At 70.8% G+C, this 25,094-nt stretch carries 22 protein-coding genes and 1 tRNA gene; 5 read left to right on the top strand and 18 right to left on the bottom strand.

Annotated features, from left to right (window positions below):
* Positions 1–1,053 (bottom strand): energy-coupling factor ABC transporter permease, encoded by a 1,053-nt coding sequence (locus tag ABZY45_RS22260; protein WP_356742292.1) that lies wholly within the window; start codon positions 1,051–1,053, stop codon positions 1–3.
* Between the two features lie 179 nt (positions 1,054–1,232).
* Between ABZY45_RS22260 and ABZY45_RS22255 the strand changes: the two genes are divergently transcribed.
* Complete coding sequence (locus ABZY45_RS22255; RefSeq protein ID WP_356742291.1) at positions 1,233–1,631, top strand: SsgA family sporulation/cell division regulator; 399 nt, start codon at positions 1,233–1,235, stop codon at positions 1,629–1,631.
* Between the two features lie 133 nt (positions 1,632–1,764).
* Here ABZY45_RS22255 and ABZY45_RS22250 read toward each other — a convergent pair whose 3' ends face one another.
* Together ABZY45_RS22250 and ABZY45_RS22245 are read right to left on the bottom strand one after the other, a co-directional pair.
* Positions 1,765–3,978: an MMPL family transporter gene (locus ABZY45_RS22250; RefSeq protein WP_356742290.1), complete on the bottom strand. Its 2,214-nt coding sequence runs from the start codon at positions 3,976–3,978 to the stop codon at positions 1,765–1,767.
* A gap of 127 nt (positions 3,979–4,105) precedes the next feature.
* Positions 4,106–4,678, bottom strand: a complete 573-nt coding sequence (locus tag ABZY45_RS22245) for a TetR/AcrR family transcriptional regulator (protein WP_356742288.1) — start codon at positions 4,676–4,678, stop codon at positions 4,106–4,108.
* Positions 4,679–4,856: 178 nt separating this feature from the next.
* Between ABZY45_RS22245 and ABZY45_RS22240 the strand changes: the two genes are divergently transcribed.
* Positions 4,857–8,246 carry a S41 family peptidase gene (locus ABZY45_RS22240; RefSeq protein WP_356742286.1) on the top strand — a complete coding sequence of 1,130 codons (3,390 nt, stop codon included), beginning with the start codon at positions 4,857–4,859 and terminating at the stop codon, positions 8,244–8,246.
* Between the two features lie 129 nt (positions 8,247–8,375).
* Here ABZY45_RS22240 and ABZY45_RS22235 read toward each other — a convergent pair whose 3' ends face one another.
* From ABZY45_RS22235 to ABZY45_RS22220, 4 genes are all read right to left on the bottom strand, one after another.
* A complete protein-coding gene (locus tag ABZY45_RS22235) occupies positions 8,376–8,585 on the bottom strand; it encodes a hypothetical protein (protein ID WP_277333412.1) in 210 nt (69 codons plus the stop codon).
* Positions 8,586–8,671: 86 nt separating this feature from the next.
* Positions 8,672–9,556 (bottom strand): SDR family oxidoreductase, encoded by an 885-nt coding sequence (locus ABZY45_RS22230; protein WP_356742284.1) that lies wholly within the window; start codon positions 9,554–9,556, stop codon positions 8,672–8,674.
* The gene (locus ABZY45_RS22225) at positions 9,553–10,503 is read right to left on the bottom strand and encodes an alpha/beta fold hydrolase (RefSeq protein WP_356742282.1); all 951 of its coding nucleotides are present in this window, start codon (positions 10,501–10,503) and stop codon (positions 9,553–9,555) included. Before ABZY45_RS22225 ends, ABZY45_RS22230 begins: the two co-directional genes overlap by 4 nt.
* A complete protein-coding gene (locus tag ABZY45_RS22220; RefSeq protein WP_356742280.1) occupies positions 10,500–12,020 on the bottom strand; it encodes an NAD(P)/FAD-dependent oxidoreductase in 1,521 nt (506 codons plus the stop codon). Before ABZY45_RS22220 ends, ABZY45_RS22225 begins: the two co-directional genes overlap by 4 nt.
* 169 nt (positions 12,021–12,189) lie before the next feature.
* Here ABZY45_RS22220 and ABZY45_RS22215 point away from each other — a divergent pair, with 169 nt between their 5' ends.
* A complete protein-coding gene (locus tag ABZY45_RS22215; RefSeq protein ID WP_356742519.1) occupies positions 12,190–12,810 on the top strand; it encodes a MerR family transcriptional regulator in 621 nt (206 codons plus the stop codon).
* Between the two features lie 27 nt (positions 12,811–12,837).
* Here the strand turns inward: ABZY45_RS22215 and ABZY45_RS22210 are convergent, their stop codons facing one another.
* A complete protein-coding gene (locus tag ABZY45_RS22210) occupies positions 12,838–13,653 on the bottom strand; it encodes an exodeoxyribonuclease III (protein WP_356742278.1) in 816 nt (271 codons plus the stop codon).
* A 49-nt stretch (positions 13,654–13,702) separates the two neighbouring features.
* Here ABZY45_RS22210 and ABZY45_RS22205 point away from each other — a divergent pair, with 49 nt between their 5' ends.
* On the top strand, positions 13,703–14,179 hold the full coding sequence (locus tag ABZY45_RS22205) for a GNAT family N-acetyltransferase (protein ID WP_356742276.1): 477 nt from the start codon (positions 13,703–13,705) through the stop codon (positions 14,177–14,179).
* A gap of 4 nt (positions 14,180–14,183) precedes the next feature.
* Here the strand turns inward: ABZY45_RS22205 and ABZY45_RS22200 are convergent, their stop codons facing one another.
* The 9 genes from ABZY45_RS22200 to galU form a co-directional block, all read right to left on the bottom strand.
* Positions 14,184–14,969: an SAM-dependent methyltransferase gene (locus ABZY45_RS22200; RefSeq protein WP_356742275.1), complete on the bottom strand. Its 786-nt coding sequence runs from the start codon at positions 14,967–14,969 to the stop codon at positions 14,184–14,186.
* Positions 14,970–15,063: 94 nt separating this feature from the next.
* Positions 15,064–15,879 carry an alpha/beta fold hydrolase gene (locus ABZY45_RS22195; RefSeq protein ID WP_356742274.1) on the bottom strand — a complete coding sequence of 272 codons (816 nt, stop codon included), beginning with the start codon at positions 15,877–15,879 and terminating at the stop codon, positions 15,064–15,066.
* A 146-nt stretch (positions 15,880–16,025) separates the two neighbouring features.
* Positions 16,026–16,099 (bottom strand) — tRNA-Ala (locus ABZY45_RS22190).
* Positions 16,100–16,186: 87 nt separating this feature from the next.
* Entirely contained in the window at positions 16,187–17,326 is a 1,140-nt protein-coding gene (gene glpR / locus ABZY45_RS22185; RefSeq protein ID WP_356742273.1) for a gephyrin-like molybdotransferase receptor GlpR, read from the bottom strand.
* A gap of 124 nt (positions 17,327–17,450) precedes the next feature.
* Complete coding sequence (locus tag ABZY45_RS22180; RefSeq protein WP_356742271.1) at positions 17,451–18,080, bottom strand: GNAT family protein; 630 nt, start codon at positions 18,078–18,080, stop codon at positions 17,451–17,453.
* A 17-nt stretch (positions 18,081–18,097) separates the two neighbouring features.
* Positions 18,098–18,622 carry a MogA/MoaB family molybdenum cofactor biosynthesis protein gene (locus ABZY45_RS22175; protein WP_356742270.1) on the bottom strand — a complete coding sequence of 175 codons (525 nt, stop codon included), beginning with the start codon at positions 18,620–18,622 and terminating at the stop codon, positions 18,098–18,100.
* Positions 18,619–19,119: a cyclic pyranopterin monophosphate synthase MoaC gene (moaC, locus tag ABZY45_RS22170; RefSeq protein WP_356742268.1), complete on the bottom strand. Its 501-nt coding sequence runs from the start codon at positions 19,117–19,119 to the stop codon at positions 18,619–18,621. Before moaC ends, ABZY45_RS22175 begins: the two co-directional genes overlap by 4 nt.
* A gap of 126 nt (positions 19,120–19,245) precedes the next feature.
* Positions 19,246–20,601: a gephyrin-like molybdotransferase Glp gene (gene glp, locus ABZY45_RS22165; RefSeq protein ID WP_356742266.1), complete on the bottom strand. Its 1,356-nt coding sequence runs from the start codon at positions 20,599–20,601 to the stop codon at positions 19,246–19,248.
* A 4-nt stretch (positions 20,602–20,605) separates the two neighbouring features.
* Positions 20,606–21,508 carry a UTP--glucose-1-phosphate uridylyltransferase GalU gene (galU, locus tag ABZY45_RS22160; protein WP_356742265.1) on the bottom strand — a complete coding sequence of 301 codons (903 nt, stop codon included), beginning with the start codon at positions 21,506–21,508 and terminating at the stop codon, positions 20,606–20,608.
* Between the two features lie 106 nt (positions 21,509–21,614).
* On the opposite strand from galU, the gene ABZY45_RS22155 reads away from it, so the two are divergent.
* Positions 21,615–22,205, top strand: coding sequence for a 5-formyltetrahydrofolate cyclo-ligase (locus ABZY45_RS22155; protein WP_356742263.1), 591 nt, complete (start codon positions 21,615–21,617; stop codon positions 22,203–22,205).
* On the opposite strand, the gene ABZY45_RS22150 is transcribed toward ABZY45_RS22155, so the two are convergent.
* Positions 22,192–24,936: a penicillin acylase family protein gene (locus ABZY45_RS22150; protein WP_356742262.1), complete on the bottom strand. Its 2,745-nt coding sequence runs from the start codon at positions 24,934–24,936 to the stop codon at positions 22,192–22,194. The two genes, ABZY45_RS22155 and ABZY45_RS22150, sit on opposite strands and share 14 nt — an antisense overlap.
* Between the last annotated feature and the right edge of the window lie 158 nt (positions 24,937–25,094).

The raw sequence follows: 25,094 nt of genomic DNA, 5'->3' as shown, positions 1-25,094 counted from the left end.
TCAGACGGTCTCGGTGGTGCGCGTGCCGGACTCCGCCGGCGTACGGCGGCGTACGGCCCAGAACACCCCGCTGCCGACGGCGACGGTCGCCCCGACGCCGATCACTCCGGCGAGACCTCCGGAGATCCGGGCGTTGCTGACGTCCTTGACGCCGTAGTCGGCGAGGGGGGAATCGGCGGTGTCGTGTTCCTGGACCTTCTCGTCGATGCCCTTGTCCGCCGCGACCTTCTCCAGGCCGTCGGGGTTCGCGGAGGCGTAGAAGGAGACGAAGCCCGCGAGGACGAGCGCGGTGGCCAGGCCGGTGGCCCAGACCTTGCGGGTGGAGCGTGCGGCGGCCGGGGCGGGCGCGGGCGTGGCGGCCGGGGCGTCGACGAGTTCACCGTCGACGCGGAGCTTGAGCGGGGCGGCGAGTCCACGGGCACCGTGCACCAGGTCGGGGCGTACGGCGATCACGGCGCCGACGGTCAGCGCGGTGATGGCGGCCTCCCCGATGCCGATCAGGACGTGGACGCCGACCATCGCGGTGAGGACCTTGCCGATGGGGACGTCGGTCGTCCCGCCGATCGCGTAGACGGCGGTGAAGGCGACGGCCGCCGCCGGCACGGAGACCAGCGCGGCCACGAAGGCCGCGACGGTCGCGGAGCGGCGGGTGCGGGGCAGCACACGGGTCAGGCCGCGGAAGAGCACGTAGGCGACGACGGTGGTGACGACGCCCATCACCGTGATGTTCACGCCGAGCGCCGTCAGGCCGCCGTCGGCGAAGAGGACACCCTGCATCAGCAGGACGACCGCTATGCAGAGCACCCCTGTGTACGGCCCGACGAGGATCGCCGCCAGCGCCCCGCCCAGGAGATGTCCGCTGGTACCGGCCGCCACCGGGAAGTTCAGCATCTGCACGGCGAAGATGAAGGCGGCGACGAGCCCGGCGAGCGGTGCCGTCCGCTGGTCCAGTTCGCGCCGGGCGCCACGGAGGCTGACGGCGACCGCGCCTGCGGCGACGACGCCCGCGACGGCGGAGACGGGTGCGTTGATGAATCCGTCGGGTACATGCATGGAGTGGCTCCGCTTTCGGGCGTTGCTGCGGGCGGGGTCGAGAACCGCTCAATGATAGGGCCCTGTTGCAAAGAGTTCGCAAGAGCGCAGAGGTGACAACTAGATACACCCCTCAACATGCCCAAATGGGAAGATATGGGACATTAGGGGAAGCGATAAACACACAGGAGGAGCCGGCCATGTCCCTCACGATCAAAGAAGACGCACGAGCCCGGCTCATCACGGACGGCCCGGACCCGCGGCGTGTTCCCGTCGAACTCCGCTACGACCCCGAGGAGCCACGGACCGTCCACGTCCGCCTCCCCGGCGGCGTCGACTGGGTCTTCGGCCTCGACCTCCTGGAGCGCGGGATGCGCACCCCCGTCAGCCGTGGGGACATACGGGTCTGGCCGTGCGGCCGGGCCCAGCTGATCCTGGAACTGCACGCCACCGACGGCGTGGCCGTCCTCCAGTTCGACAACGCCCCGCTGATCCGGTTCCTGGCGCGTACGCACGCGTCGGCACCGGCACGCCCGCCGGCCACACCCCCGGCCGCCACCCCCACCCCCGCCGCACCGGCCACGGCCACCCGCACCTGAACACGGCAAGAGCCCCCGTGCCGCGCGCACGGGGGCTCATCGCCGCCCCGGTCCCCCGTCCCCACAGGTGACCGGCGCTCCGGGGCCACGCTCGCTCGTCCGCTCAGGGAGCGAGCCCCGGGGTCCTGATGTGTCAGACGCGGACGAGCTCGCGCTCCCCGCCGCCCTCGGCGGGCCCGTCGGCGAGGTCCTTGCGCAGGCCCTCGCCCTCCACGTCAACGTTGGGCAGCACCCGGTCCAGCCAGCGCGGCAGCCACCAGGCCCGCTTGCCGAGCAGGGCGAGCACCGCCGGCACGATGGCCATGCGCACCACGAAGGCGTCGAAGAAGACGGCGATCGCGAGCGAGAAGCCGATCATCTTCACCATCGACTCGCTGGAGCCGATGAAGCCGGCGAAGACGGCCATCATGATCACCGCGGCCGCGGTGACGACCCGCGCCCCGTGCCGGAAGCCGGTGACGACGGCCTGCCCGGGGGTCTCCCCGTGTACGTACGCCTCACGCATCCGGGTGACCAGGAAGACCTCGTAGTCCATCGCGAGACCGAAGACCACACCGACCATGAAGATCGGCATCATGCTCATGATCGGTCCGGTCTGTTCGACCCCGAAGAGCGAGGCCAGCCAGCCCCACTGGAAGACCGCGACGACCGCGCCCAGGGCCGCGACGACCGAGAGCAGGAAGCCGAGGGCCGCCTTCAGCGGCACCAGCAGCGAGCGGAAGACCACCATCAGCAGGAGGAAGGCCAGCCCGACCACGAGCGCCAGGTACGGCAGCAGGGCGTCGTTCATCTTCTCCGAGAAGTCGATGTTCATCGCCGTGGCGCCGGTGACCAGCACCTCCGCGCCGGTGTCGCCCTTGACGTCCGCGCCCGCGTCACGGATGGCGTGGACGACGTCCTCCGTCTCCTTGGAGCTCGGCCGGTCCCGCGGGACGACCGTGATGGTCGCGGCGTCGCCGGCCTTGTTGAAGACGGCCGGGGTGACGGCGGCGACGTGGTCGATGCCTTCGATCTCCTGGGAGACGCGGTCCACCGCAGTCCTGCCGTCCGCACTGTCCTTCGTGTCCACGACGACGAGCAGCGGACCGTTGAATCCGGGGCCGAAGCCGTCGGAGAGCAGGTCGTAGGCCTGGCGCTGGGTGGTGCTCGTCGGCTGGGAGCCGTCGTCCGGCAGGCCCATCTCCAGCGAGGCGGCCGGTACGGCGACGGCACCGAGACCGATGACACCGGCCAGCAGCACCCACACGGGCTTGCGCAGCACGAACCGCGCCCAGCGGGTGCCCATGTTCGGCTTCGCCTCGGGGCTGTTCTCCGCCTCGGCGGCCTTGCGCGCCTTGCGCCCCATGATCCGCTTGCCCGCGAAGCCCAGCATCGCCGGGACGAGGGTGAGCGCGATGAGCACGGCGATCGCGACGGTCCCCGCGGCGGCGAAGCCCATCTTCGACAGCATCGGGATGTTGACGACCGCGAGGCCCACGAGGGCGATGACGACGGTCAGGCCCGCGAAGACGACCGCGGAACCCGCCGTCCCGACGGCCCTGCCGGCGGCTTCCTCGCGTTCCCGGCCCTCGGCCAGTTCGGCGCGGTAGCGGGAGACGATGAAGAGCGCGTAGTCGATGCCGACCGCGAGGCCGAGCATCATCGCGAGCGTGGAGGTGGTGGAGCCCAGGTCGAGCACGTTCGCCAGGGCGGTGATCAGCGAGACACCGATCCCCACGCCGATCAGCGCGGTGAGCAGCGGCAGACCCGCCGCGATCAGCGACCCGAAGGTGATGACCAGCACCACGGCGGCGACGGCGACCCCGATGATCTCGGTGGCGCCGGTCTCCGGCATCACCTGGAGCGCGTCACCGCCGATCTCCACGGTCATCCCGCTGTCCCGCGCGGTCTCCCCGGCGTCCTCGAGCGCCTCCCGCGTCCCGTCGGTGAGCTCCATGGAGCTCACCTTGTAGGAGACGGAGATGTACGCGGTCGAGCCGTCCCTGCTGACGGCCTCGGCCGTGTACGGGTCGGCGACGGAGGCGATCTGGTCCGAGCCGGACTTCAGCTCGCCGACGATCCCCTTGATCTCGGCCTTGTTGGCCGCCCCGGTCACCTTCTCGCCCTCGGGCGCCTTGAAGACGACCCGGGCGGTCGCTCCGTCGGCGCTGCCGCCGGGGAAGCGTTCCTCCAGCAGGTCGAAGGCGCGCTGGGCCTCGGTGCCGGGGATCGAGAAGGAGCTCGATGTGGCGGTGGACGCGGAGGCGGCGCCGAAGCCGGCCAGAGCCAGCAGCGCCACCCAGATCAGAGCGACATAACGGCGGCGCCGGAAGGCGAGCCGTCCGAGTTTGTACAGGAATGTGGCCACGGAGGATGTACTCCCGGTCAGGTCGTTGTGCGGAAGAGGGCGTGTGGAACCAGCCCGACGACGAGAGCGGCGTGTCAGGTGGAGCGTCGTGGAGTCAGGTCGTACGGATGAAGGGAATGCGGGGACGTCAGACGCCGAGGGCGGGGAACACCACGGCTTCCGCGTAGTCGGTGAGGAACGCCTGGTCGACGGCGCGGCCCTCGACCAGCTCACGAGCGGCGAAGGCACCGATCATCATGTGCGGGACATAGGAGAGCGCCGGGTTGTCCGGACGCACTTCACCCCGGTCGACGGCCCGCCTGAGCATCAGTCCGAGGCCGGTGAGTTCCGGCTCGATCATCAGCTCACGCAGCGCCTGGAGCAGATCGGGGTTGCCGTGGACCGCCTGGCCGAGTCCCCGCATCAGCGCGGAGTTCTTCTCCATCTGGCAGTCGTCGGTCTGCAGGAGCGCGGCGCGGAAGTCGCCGCGCAGCGAACCGGTGTCGATCTCGCCGAGCTGCACCGGCTTGTTGTGCCGGAGCGCCTTGACGACGAGTTCGGGTTTGCTCCCCCACTGGCGGTAGAGGGTGGCCTTGCTGGAGCGGGTTCGGGCGGCAACGGCGTCCATGGTCAGGGCTTCATAGCCGACCTCGCCGAGCAGATCGAGCACGGCGGTGTACAGCTCGCTCTCGCGTTCGGGCGTGAGCCGGCTGCGTGCCATGGGTCGACCTCCTCCTGAGTTGCGCCTGCTGGATGGTACGCCAGTCGAAGATCAACTAGCGGAACGAAACCGTTTCGTACACTTCGAAGCTACCCTCTCTCTGAGCGAAACGAGACAGTTTCGCTTGTGTCGTGCACCACAAGTTGCCGCTGGCCCTTCGCGCGGAAAGCATTGGAGGGTGAGTGACGACGTCGCGTATCTCCGTTTCCCGCACCTCCACAAGGACTTGCTCTGCTTCGCGGCGGAGGACGACCTCTGGGTCGCCCCTCTCGCCCCGGCGGGGCAGCGGCCAGGCCGGGCGTGGCGGCTGACCGTCGACCGGACGAGGGTCAGCCATCCGCGCTTCTCGCCCGACGGCAGCCGCATCGCCTACACGACCTGGCGCACGCTCGACCCAGAGATCCACATCGCCCCCGTGGACGGCGGCCCCGCCCGCAGGCTCACCTACTGGGGGTCGACCGACGCCCGGGTCTGCGGCTGGAGTCCCGATCCCGGGGACTCCTCCCAGATCCTCGCCGTGTCCTCGCACAACCAGCCGTTCTCGTACTTCTCGTGGGCCTACAGCGTCCCCACCGACGGCAGCCCCGGCGGAAAACTCCCCTGGGGGCCCGTCTCCGACATCGCGGTCGCCGACATCGACGGGGAGCGGCGCACCCTGCTGCTCACGGGGAAGCCGCCGCACGAACCGGCGGCGTGGAAGCGCTACCGCGGCGGGGCGACGGGCCGCCTGTGGCTGCACGGCAAGCGCCTGCTGCCGGACATCGGCGGCCATCTGGACGCACCGATGTTCGTCGGGCGGCGCATCGCCTTCCTCTCCGACCACGAGGGCGTCGGCAACCTGTACAGCTGCCTGATGGACGGCGGCGACCTGCGCCGGCACACGGACCACGACGCGTTCTACGCCCGGCACGCCTCCAGCGACGGCACACGGGTCGTCTACCAGTGCGCGGGCGATCTGTGGCTGGTCGAGGACCTGGAGTCGCCTGACGCGGAACCCCGGAAACTGGAGGTACGGCTCGGCGGGCCACGGACCGGACGGCGTACGTACCAGGTACCGGCGGCCAGCCACGTCGACGCGCTGTCGGTGGACGAGACGGGCCGGGCGAGCGCCGTCTCCGTGCGCGGCAGCCTCTACTGGCTCACCCACCGCGACGGCCCCGCGCGCACCATCGCCGACACCCCGGGGGTGCGCGTCCGGCTGCCCGAGATGCTCGGCAGCAGCGGGCAGGTGGCCTACGTCACCGACGCGGAGGGCGAGGACGCGATCGAGATCGCCCATCTCCCCCGCGCCAGCGGCGACCGCCCGCCGCGCCGGCTGGCAGCCGGGCAGCTGGGCAGGGTCCACGAGCTGATCTCCGACCCGGAGGGCGAACGGCTGGCCATCGCGTCGAACGACGGCCGGCTGCTGCTCCTGGACACCAGGGAGGAGGCGGAACCTCTGGACCTGGACGGCACGGAACCGGGGACGGCCCGCCCGGAGCCAGGGGCGGCCCCACCGGAGCCCGATCCGGCGTCGGCGTCGGCGTCGGAGGCGCCCGCGCCCCAGGTGACCGAGCTGATCCGCTCCGTCAACGGCCCGGTCCGCGATCTGGCGTTCTCGCCGGACGGGCACTGGCTGACCTGGTCGCACCCCGGCGTCGGACGCTCCCTGCGGCAGATCAAGCTGGCACGGATCTCCGGCCCCGACGCCCCGGTGATAGTGGATGTCACCAACGGCCGCTTCGAGGACGAGAACCCCGTCTTCACCGGCGACGGCCGTTACCTCGCCTTCCTCTCCTGGCGCGGCTTCGACCCGGTGTACGACGTCCACACCGGCGACCTCTCGTTCCCGCTGGGCTGCCGGCCGTATCTGGTCCCCCTCTCCTCGGCCACCCCCTCCCCGTTCGCGCTGCTCCCCGACGGGAGGCCCGCGGCGGGCGGCCTGGACCCCGTGGACATCCCCGAGGGGACGGTCGAGGGGCCGACGGTCACCGTGGAGTTCGAGGGCCTGGAGAACAGGGTGACGCCGTTCCCCGTCTCCGCGTCGAAGTACTCGGCGCTCCAGCCGGTCAGCGGCGGCGGTCTGGTCTGGCTCCGCTGGCCGATCTCCGGGGCGCTGGGCGAGACGTTCGCGAACCCGGCGGACATGTCGGGACGGCCGACCCTGGAGCACTTCAACATCGCCAAGGCCCGCAAGACCGAACTGGTCGGCCACCTGGACTGGTTCGCGGTCAGCGGTGACGCCACCCGGCTGGTCGTCATGGACGACGGGGAGCTGCGCGCCGTACCGTCCAACGAGCCCGGCGACAACGACTCCACGGTCTACATCGACCTGCGCCGCATCCTGCACGACGTCGACCCCGCTGCGGAATGGCGCCAGGCGTACGGGGAGGCCGGCCGCATCATCCGGTCCTACTTCTGGGAACCGGACATGTGCGGCATCGACTGGGACGCCGTGCTGGACCAGTACCGTCCGCTGGTCCGACGCGTCGCCTCTCCCGACGAGTTCGCCGATCTGCTGCGCGAGGTCCTGGGTGAGCTGGGCACCTCGCACGCGTACGTCTCGCCCGCCCGCCGCAACGAGGGCCCGCCGCACTACCAGCGGGCGATCGGGCTGCTGGGCGCCAACCTCGTCTGCCGGGACGGGGACTGGACGGTGCAGCGCATCCTGCCCGGCGACTCCTCCGACTCCAAGGCGCGTTCACCGCTCTCCGGTACGGGCATCCGGGAGGGCGCCGTCCTCACGCACGTCGACGGCCGGCCGGTCGACCCGGTGGCCGGGCCGTACCCGCTGCTGACGGCGGCGGGCGGCACCACGGTCGAGCTGACGTTCCGCCCCGCCGGAGGCGAGGGCGGCGGCCGGTCACGCCGCATCGCGATCGTCCCCCTGGTCGACGAACGGCCGCTGCGCTACCAGGACTGGGTGGCCAAACGGCGCGAGGTCGTACGGGAGTTGAGCCACGGCAAGTGCGGGTACCTGCACATCCCCGACATGGGCGGATCCGGCTGGGCGCAGTTCAACCGCGACCTGCGGCTCGAAGTGGCCCGCCCCGCCCTCATCGTCGACGTGCGCGGCAACGCGGGCGGCCACATCAGCGAGCTGGTCGTCGAGAAGCTCACCCGCACGATCCTCGGCTGGGACCTGACCCGCAACGCGCAGGCGGTCTCGTACGCGTCCAACGCGCCCAGGGGGCCGGTCGTGGCCCTCGCCGACGAGGCGACGTCCTCCGACGGTGACATGATCACCGCCGCCTTCAGGCTGCTGAAGCTGGGGCCGGTGGTAGGTCAGCGCACCTGGGGAGGGGTGGTCGGCATGACCGGTCGGCACCGGCTCGGCGACGGCACGGTGATCACGGTGCCGATGAACGCGGCCTGGTTCGACACCTACGGCTGGTCCGTCGAGAACCACGGCGTGGAGCCCGACCTGGAGGCCCTGCGTACACCGCTGGACTGGGCGGAGGGGCGTCACGCGGTGCTGGACGACGCGGTCAGGGTGGCGCTGGACCTGCTGGGCGCGCACCCGGCGGCCACGCCTCCCACGTACGACACGGCTCCGAACCTGCGCCGCCCCCCGCTGCCGCCGAGGTGACCGCGCGCCGGCCCGGCTGACCCGGCCCTCCGGGGCGGGGTCCGCACACGCGCCAGCGGCACACACGGAAGGGGCGTACCCGGCAACCGGGTACGCCCCAACAGACCGCGCGACTAGGCGCGTCGGCCGTCAGCGCTCGGAGCGCTCACGGGCCTGCTCACCGGCGTCGCGCGCCCGGTCCCGCGCCTCGGGCCGACGGCCCTGCGCCTGGTCCTGGGCACGGTCCGGGCGGCCGGCGGAGCGCTCGCGCGCCTCGGGCCGCTTGCCGCCGGCCTTCTGCTGCTTGGCCTGGTCGGCGAGCTCCTGCGCCTTGTCCTTGAACTGGTCTGCGATACCCATGCTGTTCACTCCTATGTGGGTGCGTGGGGTCGGCCCCGGTGGGGCCTCGCTCAGACTTACACACCCGGACATTCACCGCATTTCGATCATCCGCCCTGGACGCGCTCCCTCTGGTCGGCCCGCCCTCCGGCCCCCACGAGCCCCTTGCCGACGCCGTCGAGCCGGGGCCCGAACCGCTTCATCTCGCGCTGCCCCACGGTCCCTATGACCATCGGCAGATACCCCCGGATCGACTGCATCCCGCGCAGCCACCACTGGGCGTACACGTGCGCGGAGCGCCGTTCGATCCCTGCCACGATCCGGTCGACCGCCGGGCCCAGGGGATACGTACGGTTCGTCGGCCACGGCAGCCGCTGCCGCAACTCCCGCATGACGTCGTCCTCGTCGGCGCCGCGCACCATGTCGGTGTCGGTCCAGGACAGGTAGCCGACCCCCACCTTCACGCCCCGGTAGCCGACCTCCCCGCGCAGACAGTGGGCGAACGCCTCCACGCCGGACTTGGACGCGCAGTACGCGCTCATCATCGGCGCCGGGGTGATCGCGGCCAGCGACGCTATCTGGAGGAAGTAGCCGCGGCTCTCCATCAGCACCGGCAGGAACGCCCGCGCGGTCACCGCGCCGCCTATCAGGTTCACCTCGATGACCCGCCGCCACGCCTCCGGGTCCGAGTCCACGAGCGGACCACCGGTGGCGACACCGGCGTTGGCGACGACGATGTCGACCTTCCCGAAACGCGCCTTGACCTCTTCGGCGACCCGGCTCATCGCCACGTGGTCGGTGACGTCCGCGTGCCAGTGGTCGCTCTCGGAGTGCAGCCGCTCCGAGACCTTCTTCAGCTCGTCCGGCTCCAGGCCGACCAGCGCCAGCGTGGCGCCCCGCGCCGAGAGTTTGCGGGCCAGCAGTTCACCCACTCCCCGCGCCGCACCGGTGACGACGACGACCTGTCCTTCGAGACTCCGCCTGCCGCTCATGCGACCTCCTCCTCGCTCACGGCTTCCGCCGTGCTGCCCGCGCCTTCAAGAGTGACGTACGAGGCCACGAGTTCACGGAGCTTCGCCGTGACCACCTCGGGTGCCTCGACCGGCGTCATGTGGCCCATGCCCGCCAGTTCGGTGAGCCCGAGGCTCTGCGGCAGCGCCGCTGCGATGGCCCTCGCGTGCACGGGCGGCGTCAGCCGGTCCTCCGTACCCGCGATCACCGCGGTCGGCAGCCGCAGCTCCCGTACACGTGCCTCGAGGTCGAGCTCCCCGAGCACGTGCCCCCAGGCGACGCGTGCCCTGCGCGGACACGCATGGACGATCCTGGCACAGACGTCGACGCGATCCGGGGCCGAACCGCGCCCCATCGTCGCGTACTTGAGGATGACCTTGGAGACCGCCGTGACCGGTCCGAGCGGTGCGCGCGCCGCGAGGACCGCGGCCGTCATCCGGGTGCGCAGGGCGCCCGCCCGTATCGGCAGCACGAGCGACTCGGCGGTCAGCCGCGAACTGCCCGTGCTGCACAGCAGCACGGCCGCCCCGTGTTCCCGCACGGCCGCCCGGCCGGCAGCCGCCATCAGCGTCATCCCGCCCATGGAGTGCCCACCGAGGACCGCCTTCTGCCCCGGTTCGAGCGTGGCCTTCAGCACCGCTTCCAGGTCGTCGGCCAGCGCGCGCGTGCTGTAGCCGCCGGGCCCGGCCTCGGGCGAACGGCCGTGCCCTCGCTGGTCGTAGACGACGACGCGGTGGTCCACCGCCAGGTCACGCACCTGGGCGTCCCAGAAGCGGGTGTTGCAGGTCCAGCCGTGGGCCAGGACCACGGCCGGCGCCCCCTCGGGGCCATGCAGTTCGACGTGGACGCGCGAACCGTCCGCGGAGACGACGCTCAGTTCGCGTACGGGCACCGGCGGGATGTCCCGGAGCTGTGTCAGCCGGCTCATCGTGCGGCCTCCTCGGGCACGGCCCGCGTGGCGGAGTGGGTGGCGGGGGGACGGACGACCTCGTACTCGCCCAGGTCGACCGAGCGGGTGGCGCGGCGGAACTCGGCCGTCGTACCCGGCCAGACGGTGGTGTTGCGCCCGTTGGCGTCGAGGTACCAGCTGGTGCAGCCGCCGGTGTTCCAGACGGTGCGCCGCATCCTGTCCTGGACCCGGCGGTTCCACGCGCCGACGGCGGAGGGCCGCGCGTCGAGTGCGGCGCGCCCGCCCAGGACGTCCAGCTGGCGCAGGTAGTCGGCCATGTAGTTCAGCTGGGACTCGATCATGAGGATCATGGAGGAGTTCCCGAGCCCGGTGTTGGGGCCGATGATCGTCATCCAGTTGGGGAAGCCGGCGGCGGTCGCACCGCGCAACGCCTGCATCTCGTCCTTCCAGGACTCGGCGAGCGTGATGCCGTCGGCGCCGACGACCCGGTCGGCGATCGGCATGTCCGTCACGTGGAAGCCGGTGCCGAGGATGATCACGTCGGCCTCGGTCTCCGTACCGTCCGAGCCGACAAGGGTGGAGCCGCGCACCTCGGACAGGCCGGCCGCGACCACGTCCACATTGGGCTGGGCCAGCGCCGGGTAGTAGGCGTTGGAGAGCAGGATGCGCTTGCAGCCGATGCGGTACGAGGGAGTGAGCTTGGCCCGCAGCGCGGGGTCCTTGATCGCCCGCGCCATGTTCGCCTTGGCTATCGACTCGACGAGACCGAGCTGGTCGGGGTGCTTGGTGAAGGCACCGACCTGCAACTCCCGGATGCCCCAGAGGAGTCCGCGGCGCGCGGTGGCCGTGACGGGCAGCGTGCGGTGCAGCCACTTCTCGGCCCTGCTGATGGCGCGGTCCATACGCGGCATCACCCACGGCGGGGTCCGCTGGAAGAGGGTGAGCCGGCCGGCCTTCGGCTGGATCTCCGGGACGATCTGGATCGCGGAGGCGCCGGTGCCGATCATCGCGACGCGCTTGCCGCTCAGGTCGTAGTCGTGGTCCCACTGCGCGGAGTGGAAGACCTTGCCCGGGAAGCCGGCCAGCCCCGGGATGTCCGGCAGCTTCGGATCGGAGAGCGGACCGGTGGCGGACACGACCGCGTCGGCGGTGACCGTGGAGCCGTTCGCCGTCTCGATCACCCAGTGCAGCTCGTCGTTGTCCCAGCGCATGACGGTGACTTCGTGGTTCAGCCTGATGTGCGGCCGCAGCCCGAAGGTGTCGGCGACGTGCTCCAGATAGGCGCGGATGTGCTGCTGCCCGGAGAAGGTGCGCGGCCACTCGGGATTGGGCGCGAAGGAGAAGGAGTACAGGTGGGACGGTACGTCGCAGGCGCAGCCCGGGTAGCTGTTGTCCCGCCAGGTGCCTCCGACGGCTCCGGCCCGTTCGAGGACCAGGAAGTCGGTGATCCCTTCGCGGCGGAGCCGGACAGCGGCTCCGAGGCCGCCGAATCCGGATCCGATCACCGCCACTCGTACGTGCTCGTGCTGGGCCATGCTGCCGCCTCCCCGCGGTACGTCACGCGACTCTGCCAGCAATCACTGGCATTGTTGGGAGGGTAGAGCAGCTCCGTACTGATGGGTAGGGGGCGGGACAAGGAAAGTTACCGGCGGTACAACATAGGGTGCGGGTGTGGCTGAAGGACGCGAGCACCGCGAGTACCGCATGGAGGAGCTGGCCGAGGAGGCCGGCATCACCGTGCGCACCCTGCGCTTCTACCGGGAGCGCGGACTGATCCAGCCGCCCCGCCGCGAGGGCCGTATCGCCTGGTACGACGACCATCACCTGGCCCGGCTGCGCACGATCACCGGGCTGCTGGACCGCGGCCACACCCTCAACGGCATCGCCGACCTCGCCAGCACCTTCGAGAGCGGCCGGGACGTCGCCGAGGTGCTCGGCCTGGGTGAACCCACCGAGGAGACGCCGGTCCGGCTCACACCCGAGCAACTGGCCGACTACTTCCAGGACCAGGCGACGGCGGAGAACCTCGCCGCGGCCATGGAGCTCGGCTACCTCGGCACCGACGGCGAGGAGATCGTCCACATCAGCCGCCGCCTTCTGGAGGCCTCGTCCGAACTCGTCCGGGCCGGCGTTCCGCTCGACGCCGTACTCGCCGCGGGCCGCCAGGTCCGCGAGCACGCCGACGCCCTCGCCGACCTCTTCGTGCGCGTCCTGCGCACCCATACCGCCCGGACCGAGCCGGACCAGCTGCGCACGCTCGCCCAGGCGGTGGTGGACGCGGAGCTGTCCATGGCCCTGGACCGCCGGCTGCGCGAGGAGCCCTGACCCGCCGGACGCGAGGGCGCGGGCCTCCTAGCGCTCGTACGTGACCGTCACCGGCGCGTGATCGCTCCACCGCTCACCGTGCGTGGCGGCACGCTCCACCCATGCCTTGACCGCCCGGCCGGCGAGACCGGGGGTCGCCACCTGGTAGTCGATCCGCCAGCCCGCGTCGTTGTCGAAGGCCCGGCCCCGGTAGGACCACCAGGAGTACGGGCCCTCCTCGTCCGGGTGCAGCGCGCGGACCACGTCCACGTACTCCGCCTCGTCGAACACCCGGGTCAGCCACTCCCGCTCCTCGGGGAGGAAGCCGGAGCTCTTCCTGTTGGACTTCCAGTTCTTGAGGTCGGCCTCCCGGTGGGCGATGTTCCAGTCACCGCAGACGACGACCTCGCGCCCCTCGGCGGCGGCCCGCACCTTCAGCCCCTGGAGATAAGGAAGGAAGGCCGCCATGAAGCGCTCCTTCTCCTCCTGCCGCTCGGTGCCGACCTCACCCGAGGGCAGGTACAGGCTGGCGACCGTCACGCCCGGGAGATCCACCTCGACGTAGCGGCCGGCGGTGTCGAATTCCTCACAGCCCGGGACCTCGAACCCGCCGAACCCGATCTGTACGCGCTCCGGCGCGCGCCGGGTGAAGAGGGCGACTCCCGCACGCCCCTTGGCGGCGGCGGGGGCGTACACGACGTGCCAACCCTCGGGCTCACGCACCTCGTCGGGGAGTTGCTGCACTTCGGCGCGGACTTCCTGGAGGCAGATCACATCGGCCTCGGTCCGCCCCAGCCACTCGACGAAGCCCTTCTTCGCGGCGGCACGGAGCCCGTTCACATTGACGGAGGTAACGGTCAGCATCCCGGTACAGTACCTACATGCGGACGTGCATACTTGTACCATGAATCGCATGACTATCCAGCCTCGGCCCTTCGACCACCCCGACGCCGTCAAACTCAACGACCAGGTGCAGCTCGAATATGCCGAGCGCTACGGGGACGAGGGCGACATCACACCGCTCGACGCCACCATGTTCGACCCGCCTCGCGGACTGTACCTGCTCGCCTACGACGAACAGGACCGCCCGGTGGCCACGGGTGGCTGGCGCAGCCAGGAGCGGAACGACGAGGGCTATTCGGACGGCGACGCCGAGATCAAGCGGATGTTCGTCGTCCCGGAGGGCCGTGGCCGGGGCCTGGCGCGCCGCATCCTCGCCGCGCTGGAGGCCGACGCCCGCGCGGCGGGCCGCACCCGCATGGTCCTGGAGACCGGCGACCAGCAGCCTGAGGCGATCGCGCTGTACACGTCGAGCGGCTACGCGCCCTGCCCCAAGTTCGGCCACTACCGCACGTACGACAGCAGCATCTGCATGGCCAAGCCGCTGTGACGGCCTACGGCACGCGCGCCACGCCGACGTAGAACCCGCTCCGCTCATACACCGGTGCGGGCTCCTCCCGGTACCACTCGGGTGCCGTGACCAGCCCGGGCGGGACGAGCTCCAGCCCGTCGAAGAACGGCTCGACCTCCTCGCGGGTCCGCATCCGCAGCGCGATGGCGCCCTTGCTGTACGCGGACTCGGTCTCCTGCTTCAGCTCCGGGTGCTGATCCGCCGTCCCGTGCGACAGGACGAGATGACTCCCCGACGGCAGCGCCGCTATCAGCCTGCGGGTGATGCCGTACGGATCCTGGTCGTCCGGCAGGAAGTGCATCAGCGCGATGAGGGACAGCGCGACAGGCCTGGTGAAGTCCAGCAGCTCACCCGCGCGTTCGAGGATCGCCTCGGGCTGCCGCACATCCGCGTGGATGTAGTCGGTCGCACCCTCGGGGCTGCTCACCAGGAGGGCTTCCGCGTGGCGCAGGACGATGGGGTCGTTGTCGGCGTACACGATCCGGGCGTGCGGGGTGACGGCCTGGACGATCTGGTGGAGATTAGGCGCGGTGGGAATGCCCGTGCCGATGTCCAGGAACTGGTCGACGCCCCGGCCGGCCAGCCAGGCTGCGGCCCGGTGCATGAACGCCCTGTTCCGCGCCGCGTTGGCCCGTGCCTCGGCGGGCAGCTTCTCGCCCACTGCCTGGTCCACCGGGTAGTTGTCCTTGCCGCCGAGCAGCCAGTCGTAGACACGCGCGGGGTGCGGCCTGCCGGTGTCGATTCGGGAGCTGGGTGTTCCGGCTGTCACAGGGTGCCCTCCATACGAATTCGCGAACAGGCGGTCCCGCGCGCCTGACGTACGCCTGATCACTGTCGGCCACGGTCACCACGGCGGGTGCGGTTCAGTCGCCGGCGTCCACCCGGGTGGCCAGGAAGTCCAGCAGCGCGGCGTTGAAGAGCTCGGGCTGTTCGACGCCGGGCAGATGCCCCGCCTTCTCGATCACGCTCAGGGACGCCGTCGGCACCAGCCGGAGCATCGCCTCCGCGTCCGCGACGGGCGTGTAGGCGTCGTCCGCCCCGACGACGATCCACACCGGCACCCGGACGCCGGCCAACGTGTCCCGGTAGTCCGGGCGTTCGGCCCTTCCCCGCAGTGCGGCGGCGGCGCCGCGGGGGTCGGTGGCCCGCATCATGGCCAGGACGCGCGCGGCGACGTCCGGCATGGCCTCGACGTTGTAGGCCGCGAGCATCTTGTGGATCGCTCCCGTCGCGTAGCCGTCCATGCCCTCGGCGAGCAGTTCGTCCGCCACCCGGTTGCGGAACGCCTTGCCCTCGTCGGTCTCGGCCCGGGCGGAGGTGTCGGACAGGACGAGAGCGCGTACCCGCCCCGGGTGGCGGAGTTGCGTCTCCATCGCGATCTGACCGCCCATGGAGACGCCGCCGACCACCGCCCGCTCGATGCCCAGGTGATCCAGGAGCGCGGCCAGGTCGTCGGCGAAGTCGGCGAGGAAGACCTTGCCCGGGGTGACTTCGCTGCGGCCGTACCCGCGCAGGTCGGGGGTGACGACCCGGTACCCGGCTCCGGTCAGGGCATCGGCCTGGGGCGCCCACATCGTGCGGTCGAAGGGATGGCCGTGGATCAGGAGGACCGGCACCCCGGTCGAGGGCCCGAGGTCGTCGTACTCGATCGTGGCGCCACGCAGGGTCAAGGCAGTCATGCCGCGCACCCTAACCCGCGTGATCGGCGGGAACGCAGACGGTTTTCGGCTGATCATCGGGGCGGTCACGCCCCTTGCCTCCGCCCGCTCCGGAAAGCAGAGATCCCGCCCGATCGTGACGATCGGACGGGATCTCATGTGTGCGGTGGACCTGTGGGGATTTGAACCCCAGACCCCCTCGATGCGAACGAGGTGCGCTACCAGACTGCGCCACAGGCCCTTGCAACGAGTGAAACTCTAGCACCCTCATCGGGGTGCTCGGAAATCCGTATCCCGGCAGGTCACCGAGTCGGGTTCACCGGTGGTCTCACTCGTTGGCCGCGCGCGGCCGGTCCTCGTCGTCGTACTGGTCGAAGAGGGGCGTCCGGCCGCGGTCGCGGGTGCGCCTGGGCGGCGTCACGCGGCGGCGCGGGGCCGGGTCGGCGTCGGGCTCCGCGGAGTCCGTGGAACCGGTGCGGGTGGGCTCGGCCGGGCTGGAGCGGGCCGCGCTCCAGGTCTCCGGGTCGCCGACCTCCACCCCGCCCGTGGCGCGCGGGGCGACCGGGGCGGTGACGTACGTCGGGAGCGGGACCGGGACCGGCTCCCAGCTGTCGCCCTGGGCCGGGCCGCGTTCACGCTGCTGGTCCACCCACTCGGCGTGGTCCGTCTGCTCGACCAGGGCGCGGCGGCCGGCCTCCTGCGGGGAGACCGTGGGGGTGGGCGCGGTCGCTTCGGGCTCCTCGTCGGGATCGGCGGGAGCCGACGCCGCGGGCTGGTTCCTGCGCGGGCGGTTCTCGCGCAGCCGCTGCGCGGCGACCTCGGCACGGCGCCGGTCCATCGTGAAGACGAACCGGCGGCGCTCCTGGGACCGCAGATGCACGATGTACGTGCTCAGCAGCACCGCGGGAACGGCGGGAGCCCACAGGAAGCGGAGACCGCCGACGGCCGCGACGACCGCGCCGAGCGTGAACGCCATGAAGAGGACGGTGGTCGTACGGCGACGGCGCGCCAGGACCTGCGACCGCCGTCGCCGCTCCCGTTCGGACTCGGCGCCGGAAGGCCGCCGGGCGGGCGCCGGCCGGGCAGGCCGGTCGTGCGCCCGCTGCTGGTCCGGTCGTTCGAGCGCCGGGTCGCGCAACCGGGCTTCCGTATGTGCCGGAGGCGCGGAAAAGGCCCGGACGTCGACGGACTCCAGTCGGTCCGTGACGGCATCCGGGTCCACGTCGCCAGGCGCCTGCTCGGCATCCCGCTCCCGCAGCTCCTTGGCGTAACGGCGCTCCATGGCCGCCCGTCCGGACAGCAGCCGGATGGCGGTGCTGAAGCGTTCCGTCGGACGGGCTTCATTGAGCTCGTCCTGCCTGCGGAGCCACATCGGCACCAAGTAGGCGGCCCAGGCCCCGACGATGACTGCGTAGATGAGGCCGCTGCTGCTCACGCTCACACCGTAGAGGGGTTTGCACGGCAGCATCCGCCAATTGGCCCGGTGTGTCGCACGATCCAGCTGATATGACGGACTTTTTTTGCGATTGTTCGGGTCAACAGTCGACAGAAGTGGGATCGATTACCGTCGGAGAGCAATCAAATTCGAACACTTATTTTATTTCCCCGGGCGTGCGCGGCGTATCCGGTGTACCCGGCCGCACCCTGCGCCAACGCCGCAGGAGCCCGTCGGGCACCTCCTCGGCGGTGAGGGCGTAGATCAGGTGGTCACGCCAGGCGCCGTCGATGTGCAGATAGCGCGGACGCAGCCCTTCCGAGCGGAATCCGAGTTTTTCCACGACCCTCCGGCTGGGCGCGTTCTCGGGTCGAATACAGACCTCGATCCGGTGCAGCCCGACGGTACGGAAGCAGTGGTCGACGGCGAGCGCCACGGCGGTGGGCATGACTCCGCGTCCCGCAACGCTCCGGTCGACCCAGTAACCGACGTGGCCTGAGCACATAGAGCCCCAGGTGATGCCGGCCACCGTCAACTGCCCCACCAGACGCCCTTCGTACTCGATCGCGAAGGGCAGCATCCGGCCCGCGTTCGCCTCGGCACGCAGGTGACGGATCATCTGACGGTAGGTAGGACGCTGGGCCACGGGGCCGCCGGGAGCCGGCGGCGGGACGGTCGCCTCCCAGGGGCGCAGCCAGTCGCGGTTACGCCGGTTGACCTCGCGCCACACGCTCTGGTCCCGCAGCTTTATCGGCCGGAGGGTGACGGCGCCGTCGGTCAGGATCACCGGCCAGGTCCGGACGTTCAGCTCGGGCTCCCCGGTCGGGGGTGGTCGCCACCGCGCAGCTGGTCGACGGCGTGCACCAGAAGTCTGCTCAGGACGGCGAGACCGTCGCGTACGCCACCCGTCGAGCCGGGGAGGTTCACGATGAGGGTGCGGTCCGCGACACCCGCGAGGCCCCGGGAGAGCGCGGCGGTGGGGACCTTGTCCCGGCCCTCGGCGCGGATCGCCTCGGCGATGCCCGGGATCTCGTGGTCCAGGACACGACGGGTGGCCTCGGGCGTGCGGTCGGTGGGCGAGATGCCCGTACCTCCCGTGGTGACGATCACGTCGTAACCGGCCGCCGCGCCGGCCCGCAGAGCGGCCTCGACCGGGTCGCCGTCCGGGACGACCTGGGGGCCCTCGACGGTGAATCCCAGGCCGCTGAGCGCCTCGGCGATGACCGGGCCGCCCTTGTCGGCGTACACACCGGCCGACGCGCGGTTGGACGCGGTCACGACCAGGGCGCGGTAGGCCTCCGGCGTCGGGGTACTGCCGGGGGCGCTCATGCGTGCGTCCCCTCCTGCGCGGGGCGCCGGTAGTCGCCGGACTTGCCGCCGGACTTCGCCTCCACCCGTACGTCCGTGATGACCGCGCTCTTGTCGACCGCCTTCACCATGTCGATCACCGTGAGCGCGGCTACCGAAACGGCGGTCAGGGCCTCCATCTCGACCCCCGTACGGTCGGTCGTCTTCACCGTGGCCAGGATCTCCACGGCGTCGTCGGCGACACTCAGATCCACCTTCACGCCGGAGACGGCGAGGGGGTGGCAGAGCGGGATCAGGTCGGGGGTGCGCTTGGCACCCATGATCCCGGCGATCCGCGCGGTGGCGAGTGCGTCGCCCTTGGGGACGCCCTCGCCTCTGAGGAGTTCGACGACACGCGGGGACACGAGGACCCGGCCGCTCGCCCGGGCGACGCGCGCCGTGACGTCCTTCTCCGACACGTCGACCATGCGGGCCGCGCCCGCCTCGTCGATGTGCGTCAGCCTGTTCTGCGTACTCAACTCACTCCGCCTAGCGGTAGGGCGCCGGTTGCCCGCACCTCCCACGCGAGAGCGCGGTCCGTGGGGCCCGGGGGGCTTCCCCCGGTACGGCACAGCGCCAGATACCGTACCGCCACCGCGCGGCGGTCAGCGGAGGAGGATCACCTCGGTCCGCGTGCCGGACTCGACGGAGGTGACGTCCTCGGGCAGCACGATCAGCGCGTCGGCCTGGGCGAGCGCGGCGATCAGATGCGATCCCGCTCCCCCGACCGGGGTCACCGTCCCGGCATCGGCGTCGTACGTCCCGCGCAGGAACTGACGCTTGCCGGGCGGCGAGGAGAGCGTGTCGTCCGTCGTGAGCGTGGCCCGGACCCGTGGGCGGTGGACATCCGGCAGGCCCATCAGCGTCAGGATCGCCGGGCGGACGAACAGCTCGAAGGAGACGTACGAGGAGACCGGATTGCCGGGCAGCGCCATCAGCGGCGTGTGGTCGGGGCCGATCGAGCCGAAGCCCTGCGGCTTGCCCGGCTGCATGGCGAGCTTGCGGAAGTCGACACCCCCGCCGGCGCGGCCCCCGCCCGCGCCGCCCTCGTCATCGGCGGACCCGTCACCGGCGAAGTCGTCACCCACGGAGGACAGCGCCTCCTTGACCACGTCGTACGCCCCGACGCTCACCCCGCCGGTGGTGACGACGATGTCCGCACGGATCAGCTGGTCCTCGATCGTGGCCCGGAGCGTCTCCGCGTCGTCGGCGACGGCGGGAACGCGGTAGGCGATCGCGCCCGCGTCCCGGGCGGCGGCCGTCAGGGCGAAGCTGTTCGAGTCGTAGATCTGGCCGCCGGTCAGCTCCTCGCCCGGCTGCGCCAGCTCGCTCCCGGTCGAGAGCACCACGACGCGCGGGCGGGGCCGCACCTTGACCGTCGACCGGCCGATCGCGGCGAGCAGCCCGATCTGCGGCGGTCCGACGACGGAACCCGCCCGGAGCGCCAGGTCCCCCGGCCGCACGTCGCTGCCCTTGGCCCGGACGTGGGCGCGCGGCTTCACGGGACGGTGTACGCGGACCTCGCCGCTCGCCCCTTCCGGGGACTCGCTGTGCGCCCGCATCGCGGAGGCGGGACCGCCGCCCGTACCGCCGTCGGTCCACTCGACCGGGACGACCGCCTCGGCGCCCGCGGGCAGCGGGGCTCCGGTCATGATGCGAGCGGCCTCCCCGGGGCCGACGGACCGGCCCTCGGGCAGCCCTCCGGCACCCGCCGCGACGTCACCGATCACGGTGAGGACGGCGGGGAACTCCTCCGTGGCACCCTCGACATCGGAGACGCGCACGGCGTATCCGTCCATCGAGCTGTTGTCGAAGGGCGGCAGGGCGACCCCCACCACGACGTCCTCGACCAGGACGCAGCCCTGGGCGTCGGGCAGCTGCAGCTCGATGGGCTCCAGCGGCCTCACCGCGGCGAGGATGTCGTCCAGGTGCTCGTCCACCGACCAGATCGTGCCGCTCAAGCTGTTACAACTCCTCGGTGACGTAACCGCGCAGCCAGGACCGGAAGTCCGGGCCCAGGTCCTCACGTTCGCACGCGAGTCTGACAATGGCACGCAGATAGTCGCCTCGGTCACCGGTGTCATAGCGGCGGCCCTTGAAGACGACGCCGTGCACCGGCCCGCCGATCTTCTCGTCCTCGGCCAGCAGCTGGAGGGCGTCGGTGAGCTGGATCTCGCCACCGCGGCCGGGCTCGGTCCGGCGCAGTATGTCGAAGATCGCGGGGCCGAGGACGTAGCGGCCGATGACGGCGAGATTGCTGGGCGCGTCGGCGGGGTCGGGCTTCTCCACCAGCCCCGTGACCCGCACGACATCGCTGTCGGCCGTGCTCTCGGTCGCCGCGCAGCCGTAGAGGTGGATCTGCGCGGGGTCGACCTCCATCAGGGCGACGACGCTGCCGCCCTCGCGCTCCTGGACCTCGACCATCCGGGCGAGCAACGGGTCGCGCGGGTCGATGAGGTCGTCACCGAGGAGGACGGCGAACGGCTGGTCGCCGACGTGGGGCGCGGCGCACAGGACGGCGTGGCCCAGGCCGCGCGGGTCTCCCTGGCGTACGTAGTGCATGGTGGCCAGGTCGCTGGACTCCTGGACCTTGGAGAGCCGTTCGGCGTCTCCCTTGCGGGTCAGCGCGGACTCCAGCTCGTAGTTCCGGTCGAAGTGGTCCTCAAGGGGACGCTTGTTCCGGCCGGTGATCATCAGCACGTCGGAGAGACCGGCCGCGACCGCCTCTTCCACGACATACTGGATGGCGGGCTTGTCGACGACAGGCAGCATCTCTTTGGGAGTGGCCTTGGTGGCCGGCAGGAACCGGGTGCCGAGACCTGCAGCTGGGATGACAGCTTTGCTGATCCTGGGGCGCGACTGAGTCATGCGCAGAACTGTAACCGGTGCCTATGGGCGGAAGATGAGCGTCCGGTTAACTTCGTTCTCATTCATCCACATACACGAGCTTTGCGAGCACTCGTTGAACCACGACATGTCCCGAAAGTCGACGCTGCGGCGTGAACTGCTCGCCGCGCGACGGCTCCTCACTTCGCAGGACGTGAGGCAGGCGGCCACGGTTCTCGCCTCGGCCGCACTGGACCTCCCCGAGCTGGCAGACGCCCGGACCGTGGCGGCCTACGTGTCCGTCGGACGCGAGCCGGGGACCCACGCGCTCCTGGACGCTCTGCGCGCGCGGGGTGTACGCGTCCTGCTGCCGGTGCTGATGGAGGACAACGACCTGGACTGGGCCGTGTTCGAGGGTCCGGAGCATCTCCTGCCCGCGGGCCGCGGGCTCCTGGAGCCCGACGGCGCCCGTCTCGGGCCCCGGGCGGTCCTGGACGCGGACGCCGTCCTGCTGCCGGGACTGGCGGTGGACGGGCGCGGGATGCGGCTGGGGCGTGGCGGCGGCAGCTACGACCGGGTACTCGCACGGCTCTCGGACGCCGGGGCCCACCCCGCCCTGATCGTCCTGCTGTACGACGACGAGGTGGTCGCGCGGGTTCCGGAGGAACCGCACGACCACCCCGTGGACGCCGTGGTCACGCCGGGCGGAGCGCGGCGCTTCCCTTCTAGGGCTTCTTGAGCGTGAGGGTGTCGACGGTCGACTCCTTCACCGCTTCGTCACCGAAGGACCAGTCGAGCAGTTCACCCTCGACCCACTTGTCGGTCTGATCGGTGTAGTGGGCGCTGAACGCGTGCCCGGAGGCGCCGCTGAGGTTGATCCAGCGGGACTTGTCCCACTCCCCCACGTTGACGACCATCCGCATCGACGGCACCCAGATCACCTCGTAGCCGCCCGCCGCGTTCCAGCCGGTGGCATTGACGGCCGCCTCACCGCCGCCGAGGTCCCAGGGGCCTCGGTTCAGCGCCCGCTGGAGCAGAGCGGGGCCCTCGGTGCCGAGCGTCTGGTTGCGCAGGGTCAGCTGGTGCAGCCGGCCCCAGCTCCAGGTGGTGATGTCCTTGCCGAGCTCGGCGGTCAGCTCCCAGCGCGCGTCCTCCATGGCGCGGGCGAAGAGCTCGTCCCGGCTGTCGATGGCCTCCTCGCGGCCCTTGGCCGGGACCTTCCACCACTCGTTGTCCTGGTCGTCCAGGATGTTCTTGACCACCTCGTACCAGCGGTCGCCACCGTCGGGCTGCGCCGCCTCCGGGGCGCGCTGGCCGCATTCCCGTACGAGCTTGTCCTGCTCGTCCACCGGTCCGGTGCCGGTGGCCGGCTCCACGTAGATGCAGTCGCCCTTGGCCCGCATCTCCTTGGGGAGCTTGTTGCCGAAGGCCAGCTTCAGGATGTTGCGCCAGACGCCGTTGAAGTAGGCGGCGGCCGCCGAGTCGGACTCCTGGAGGTAGTCCCATCCCTCCAGGAGCTTCTGGGCCTCACGGACGCTCGGGTCGGAGACGGCGATCTTCTTCAGCTCCGGCACCAGCTCCGCCGCGATGGCGCTCTGGTTGTCCATCTGCATCGTCTGCATGTCGTCGGTGGAGATCTTCTCCCCGCCTTCGATCTTCGTGTTGATGAGGTCGTTGATCCGCTGGCTGCGGGCGCCGTAGCCCCAGTCCTTGGTCAGCATGTGCTCGTAGCTGTCGTCGACGACGGCCTGGTTGGCGGTGACGATGTAGCCGCGCTCCGGGTTGTACTCGTACGGCAGTTCGTCGAACGGGATGCGCTTCTTCTCCCAGCCGTACTTGGAGGTCCAGCCGGGGCTGGGCATCGTGCCGTCGCCTTCCAGACGGACCGGGATCGTGCCGGGCGCCTGGTAGCCGATGTTGCCCTCGGTGTCGGCGTAGATGAGGTTCTGCGACGGCACCTCGAAGAGGGAGGCGGCCTTGCGGAAGCTCGTGAAGTCCTTGGCACGGTTGAGCTCGAAGACCGCGTCCATGGTCCTGCCGGGCTCCAGCGCGGTCCACTTCAGGGCGACCGCGTATCCGTCGCCCCGGTCGGGCGCGGAGTTGGTGACGGGGGCCTTCTTGCCGACCTTCTCCAGCTCACCGCTGCGGTCGGAGACCAGCGGGCCGTTGTTGGTCTCACGGACCGTGATCTTCCGGCTCCTGCCGCCGGCGACCTTGATGGTCTCCTCGCGGGTGACGAAGGGCTCGGTCTTGCCGTCGTACTGGTAGCCGTCGCCGGAGACCTTCTCCAGGAAGAGGTCCGTCACGTCGGCGCCGAGGTTGGTGAAGCCCCAGGCGATGTCCTGGTTGTGACCGATGACCACACCCGGCATCCCCGAGAACGTGTACCCGGCGGTGTCGTACTGACAGGTCGCCGAGAGCTGCCGGCAGTGCAGCCCCATCTGGTACCAGAGCGAGGGGAGCTGCGGCGCGAGGTGCGGGTCGTTGGCCAGCAGCGCGTTGCCGGTCGTCGTGTGGTCACCGGAGACGACCCAGGAGTTCGATCCGATGCCGTTGCCGTTGGGACCGAGCAGCGCCGGGATCTCGTCCAGGGTGTCGGAGAGCGCGGAGAGCTGGGTGTTGAGGCCCTCGGTGGCGCCCTCGACGGTCCCCGAGCTGATGTCGTCCGACGGCTCCGCCTCCGGGTCGTACTTGCCGGTGGCCGGGGAGATCCCGCCCTGATCGACGATCGGCTTGTTCTTCTCGTACGGGTAGTCCGGGTAGAGGTCCCTGATCTGCTTCTCGCTGAGCCTGCTGGTCATCAGCGAGCGGTCGATCTCGTCCTGCATGTTGCCGCGCAGGTCCCAGGCCATCGCCTTCAGCCAGGCGACCGAGTCGACGGGGGTCCACTCGGTGGGCTTGTAGTCGTTGGTCAGGCCGAGCGCCGCGTACTCGACGGAGATGTCCTTGCCGTCCTTGCCGTCCAGATACGCGTTCACCCCCTCCGCGTACGCCTGGAGGTTCTTCTTGGTGTCCTCGTCCAGGACCTCGTCGTACTCCTTCTGCGCGACCTTGCGCCACCCGAGGGTGCGCAGGAAGGCGTCGGTCTCGACCTGGCCCGAGCCGAACATCTCGGAGAGCCGGCCGGACGTCATGTGACGGCGTACGTCCATCTCCCAGAAGCGGTCCTGGGCCTGGACGAAGCCCTGGGCGCGGAAGAGGTCGCCGTCGGTGTCGGCGTAGATCTGCGGGATTCCGTACTCGTCGCGTCTGACGTCGACGTCGCCGGTCAGACCTTCCAGGTCGATCGACCCGGTGGTCTGCGGGTACGAGGCCCGGACGGTGGATACGGACCAGAACGCGCCGTACCCGACACCCGCGACAAGCGCCAGCACCAGGACGAGCACGAACAGGCGGGCGCGTCGCCCCTTCTTCCTGCCGGTCTTCTTCGCATCGGAAGACCCGGAAGGGGCGGTTGTGTTGGCGGGCATCGCTGTCCTTCGAGGGGCAGGGTGGTCCTGGGAGTGCAGGAGCAACCATAGGCGCCCCGCCGAAGCCACTCGGACGCGGTATGGGGATGCATCCATTTGCGCACCGGTTCGCACGAACACTCGAAGGCGTCAAGAAAACGTTAAAGATTAGGTAAGGT

Origin of the sequence: Streptomyces sp. NPDC006516, assembly GCF_040611875.1 — a bacterium.
Taxonomy (GTDB): Bacteria; Actinomycetota; Actinomycetes; order Streptomycetales; family Streptomycetaceae; genus Streptomyces.
This window is presented reverse-complemented; position numbering and strand designations above follow the sequence as displayed.

Excerpts from the sequence above, each read along its gene's own strand:
- ABZY45_RS22260 (WP_356742292.1), bottom strand. The coding sequence starts at position 1,053 with ATGCATGTACCCGACGGATTCATCAACGCACCCGTCTCCGCCGTCGCG.
- ABZY45_RS22255 (WP_356742291.1), top strand. The coding sequence starts at position 1,233 with ATGTCCCTCACGATCAAAGAAGACGCACGAGCCCGGCTCATCACGGAC.
- ABZY45_RS22245 (WP_356742288.1), bottom strand. The coding sequence starts at position 4,678 with ATGGCACGCAGCCGGCTCACGCCCGAACGCGAGAGCGAGCTGTACACC.
- ABZY45_RS22235 (WP_277333412.1), bottom strand. The coding sequence starts at position 8,585 with ATGGGTATCGCAGACCAGTTCAAGGACAAGGCGCAGGAGCTCGCCGAC.
- ABZY45_RS22230 (WP_356742284.1), bottom strand. The coding sequence starts at position 9,556 with ATGAGCGGCAGGCGGAGTCTCGAAGGACAGGTCGTCGTCGTCACCGGT.
- ABZY45_RS22225 (WP_356742282.1), bottom strand. The coding sequence starts at position 10,503 with ATGAGCCGGCTGACACAGCTCCGGGACATCCCGCCGGTGCCCGTACGC.
- ABZY45_RS22220 (WP_356742280.1), bottom strand. The coding sequence starts at position 12,020 with ATGGCCCAGCACGAGCACGTACGAGTGGCGGTGATCGGATCCGGATTC.
- ABZY45_RS22215 (WP_356742519.1), top strand. The coding sequence starts at position 12,190 with ATGGAGGAGCTGGCCGAGGAGGCCGGCATCACCGTGCGCACCCTGCGC.
- ABZY45_RS22210 (WP_356742278.1), bottom strand. The coding sequence starts at position 13,653 with ATGCTGACCGTTACCTCCGTCAATGTGAACGGGCTCCGTGCCGCCGCG.
- ABZY45_RS22205 (WP_356742276.1), top strand. The coding sequence starts at position 13,703 with ATGACTATCCAGCCTCGGCCCTTCGACCACCCCGACGCCGTCAAACTC.
- ABZY45_RS22195 (WP_356742274.1), bottom strand. The coding sequence starts at position 15,879 with ATGACTGCCTTGACCCTGCGTGGCGCCACGATCGAGTACGACGACCTC.
- glpR (WP_356742273.1), bottom strand. The coding sequence starts at position 17,326 with ATGCTGCCGTGCAAACCCCTCTACGGTGTGAGCGTGAGCAGCAGCGGC.
- ABZY45_RS22175 (WP_356742270.1), bottom strand. The coding sequence starts at position 18,622 with ATGAGCGCCCCCGGCAGTACCCCGACGCCGGAGGCCTACCGCGCCCTG.
- galU (WP_356742265.1), bottom strand. The coding sequence starts at position 21,508 with ATGACTCAGTCGCGCCCCAGGATCAGCAAAGCTGTCATCCCAGCTGCA.
- ABZY45_RS22155 (WP_356742263.1), top strand. The coding sequence starts at position 21,615 with ATGTCCCGAAAGTCGACGCTGCGGCGTGAACTGCTCGCCGCGCGACGG.
- ABZY45_RS22150 (WP_356742262.1), bottom strand. The coding sequence starts at position 24,936 with ATGCCCGCCAACACAACCGCCCCTTCCGGGTCTTCCGATGCGAAGAAG.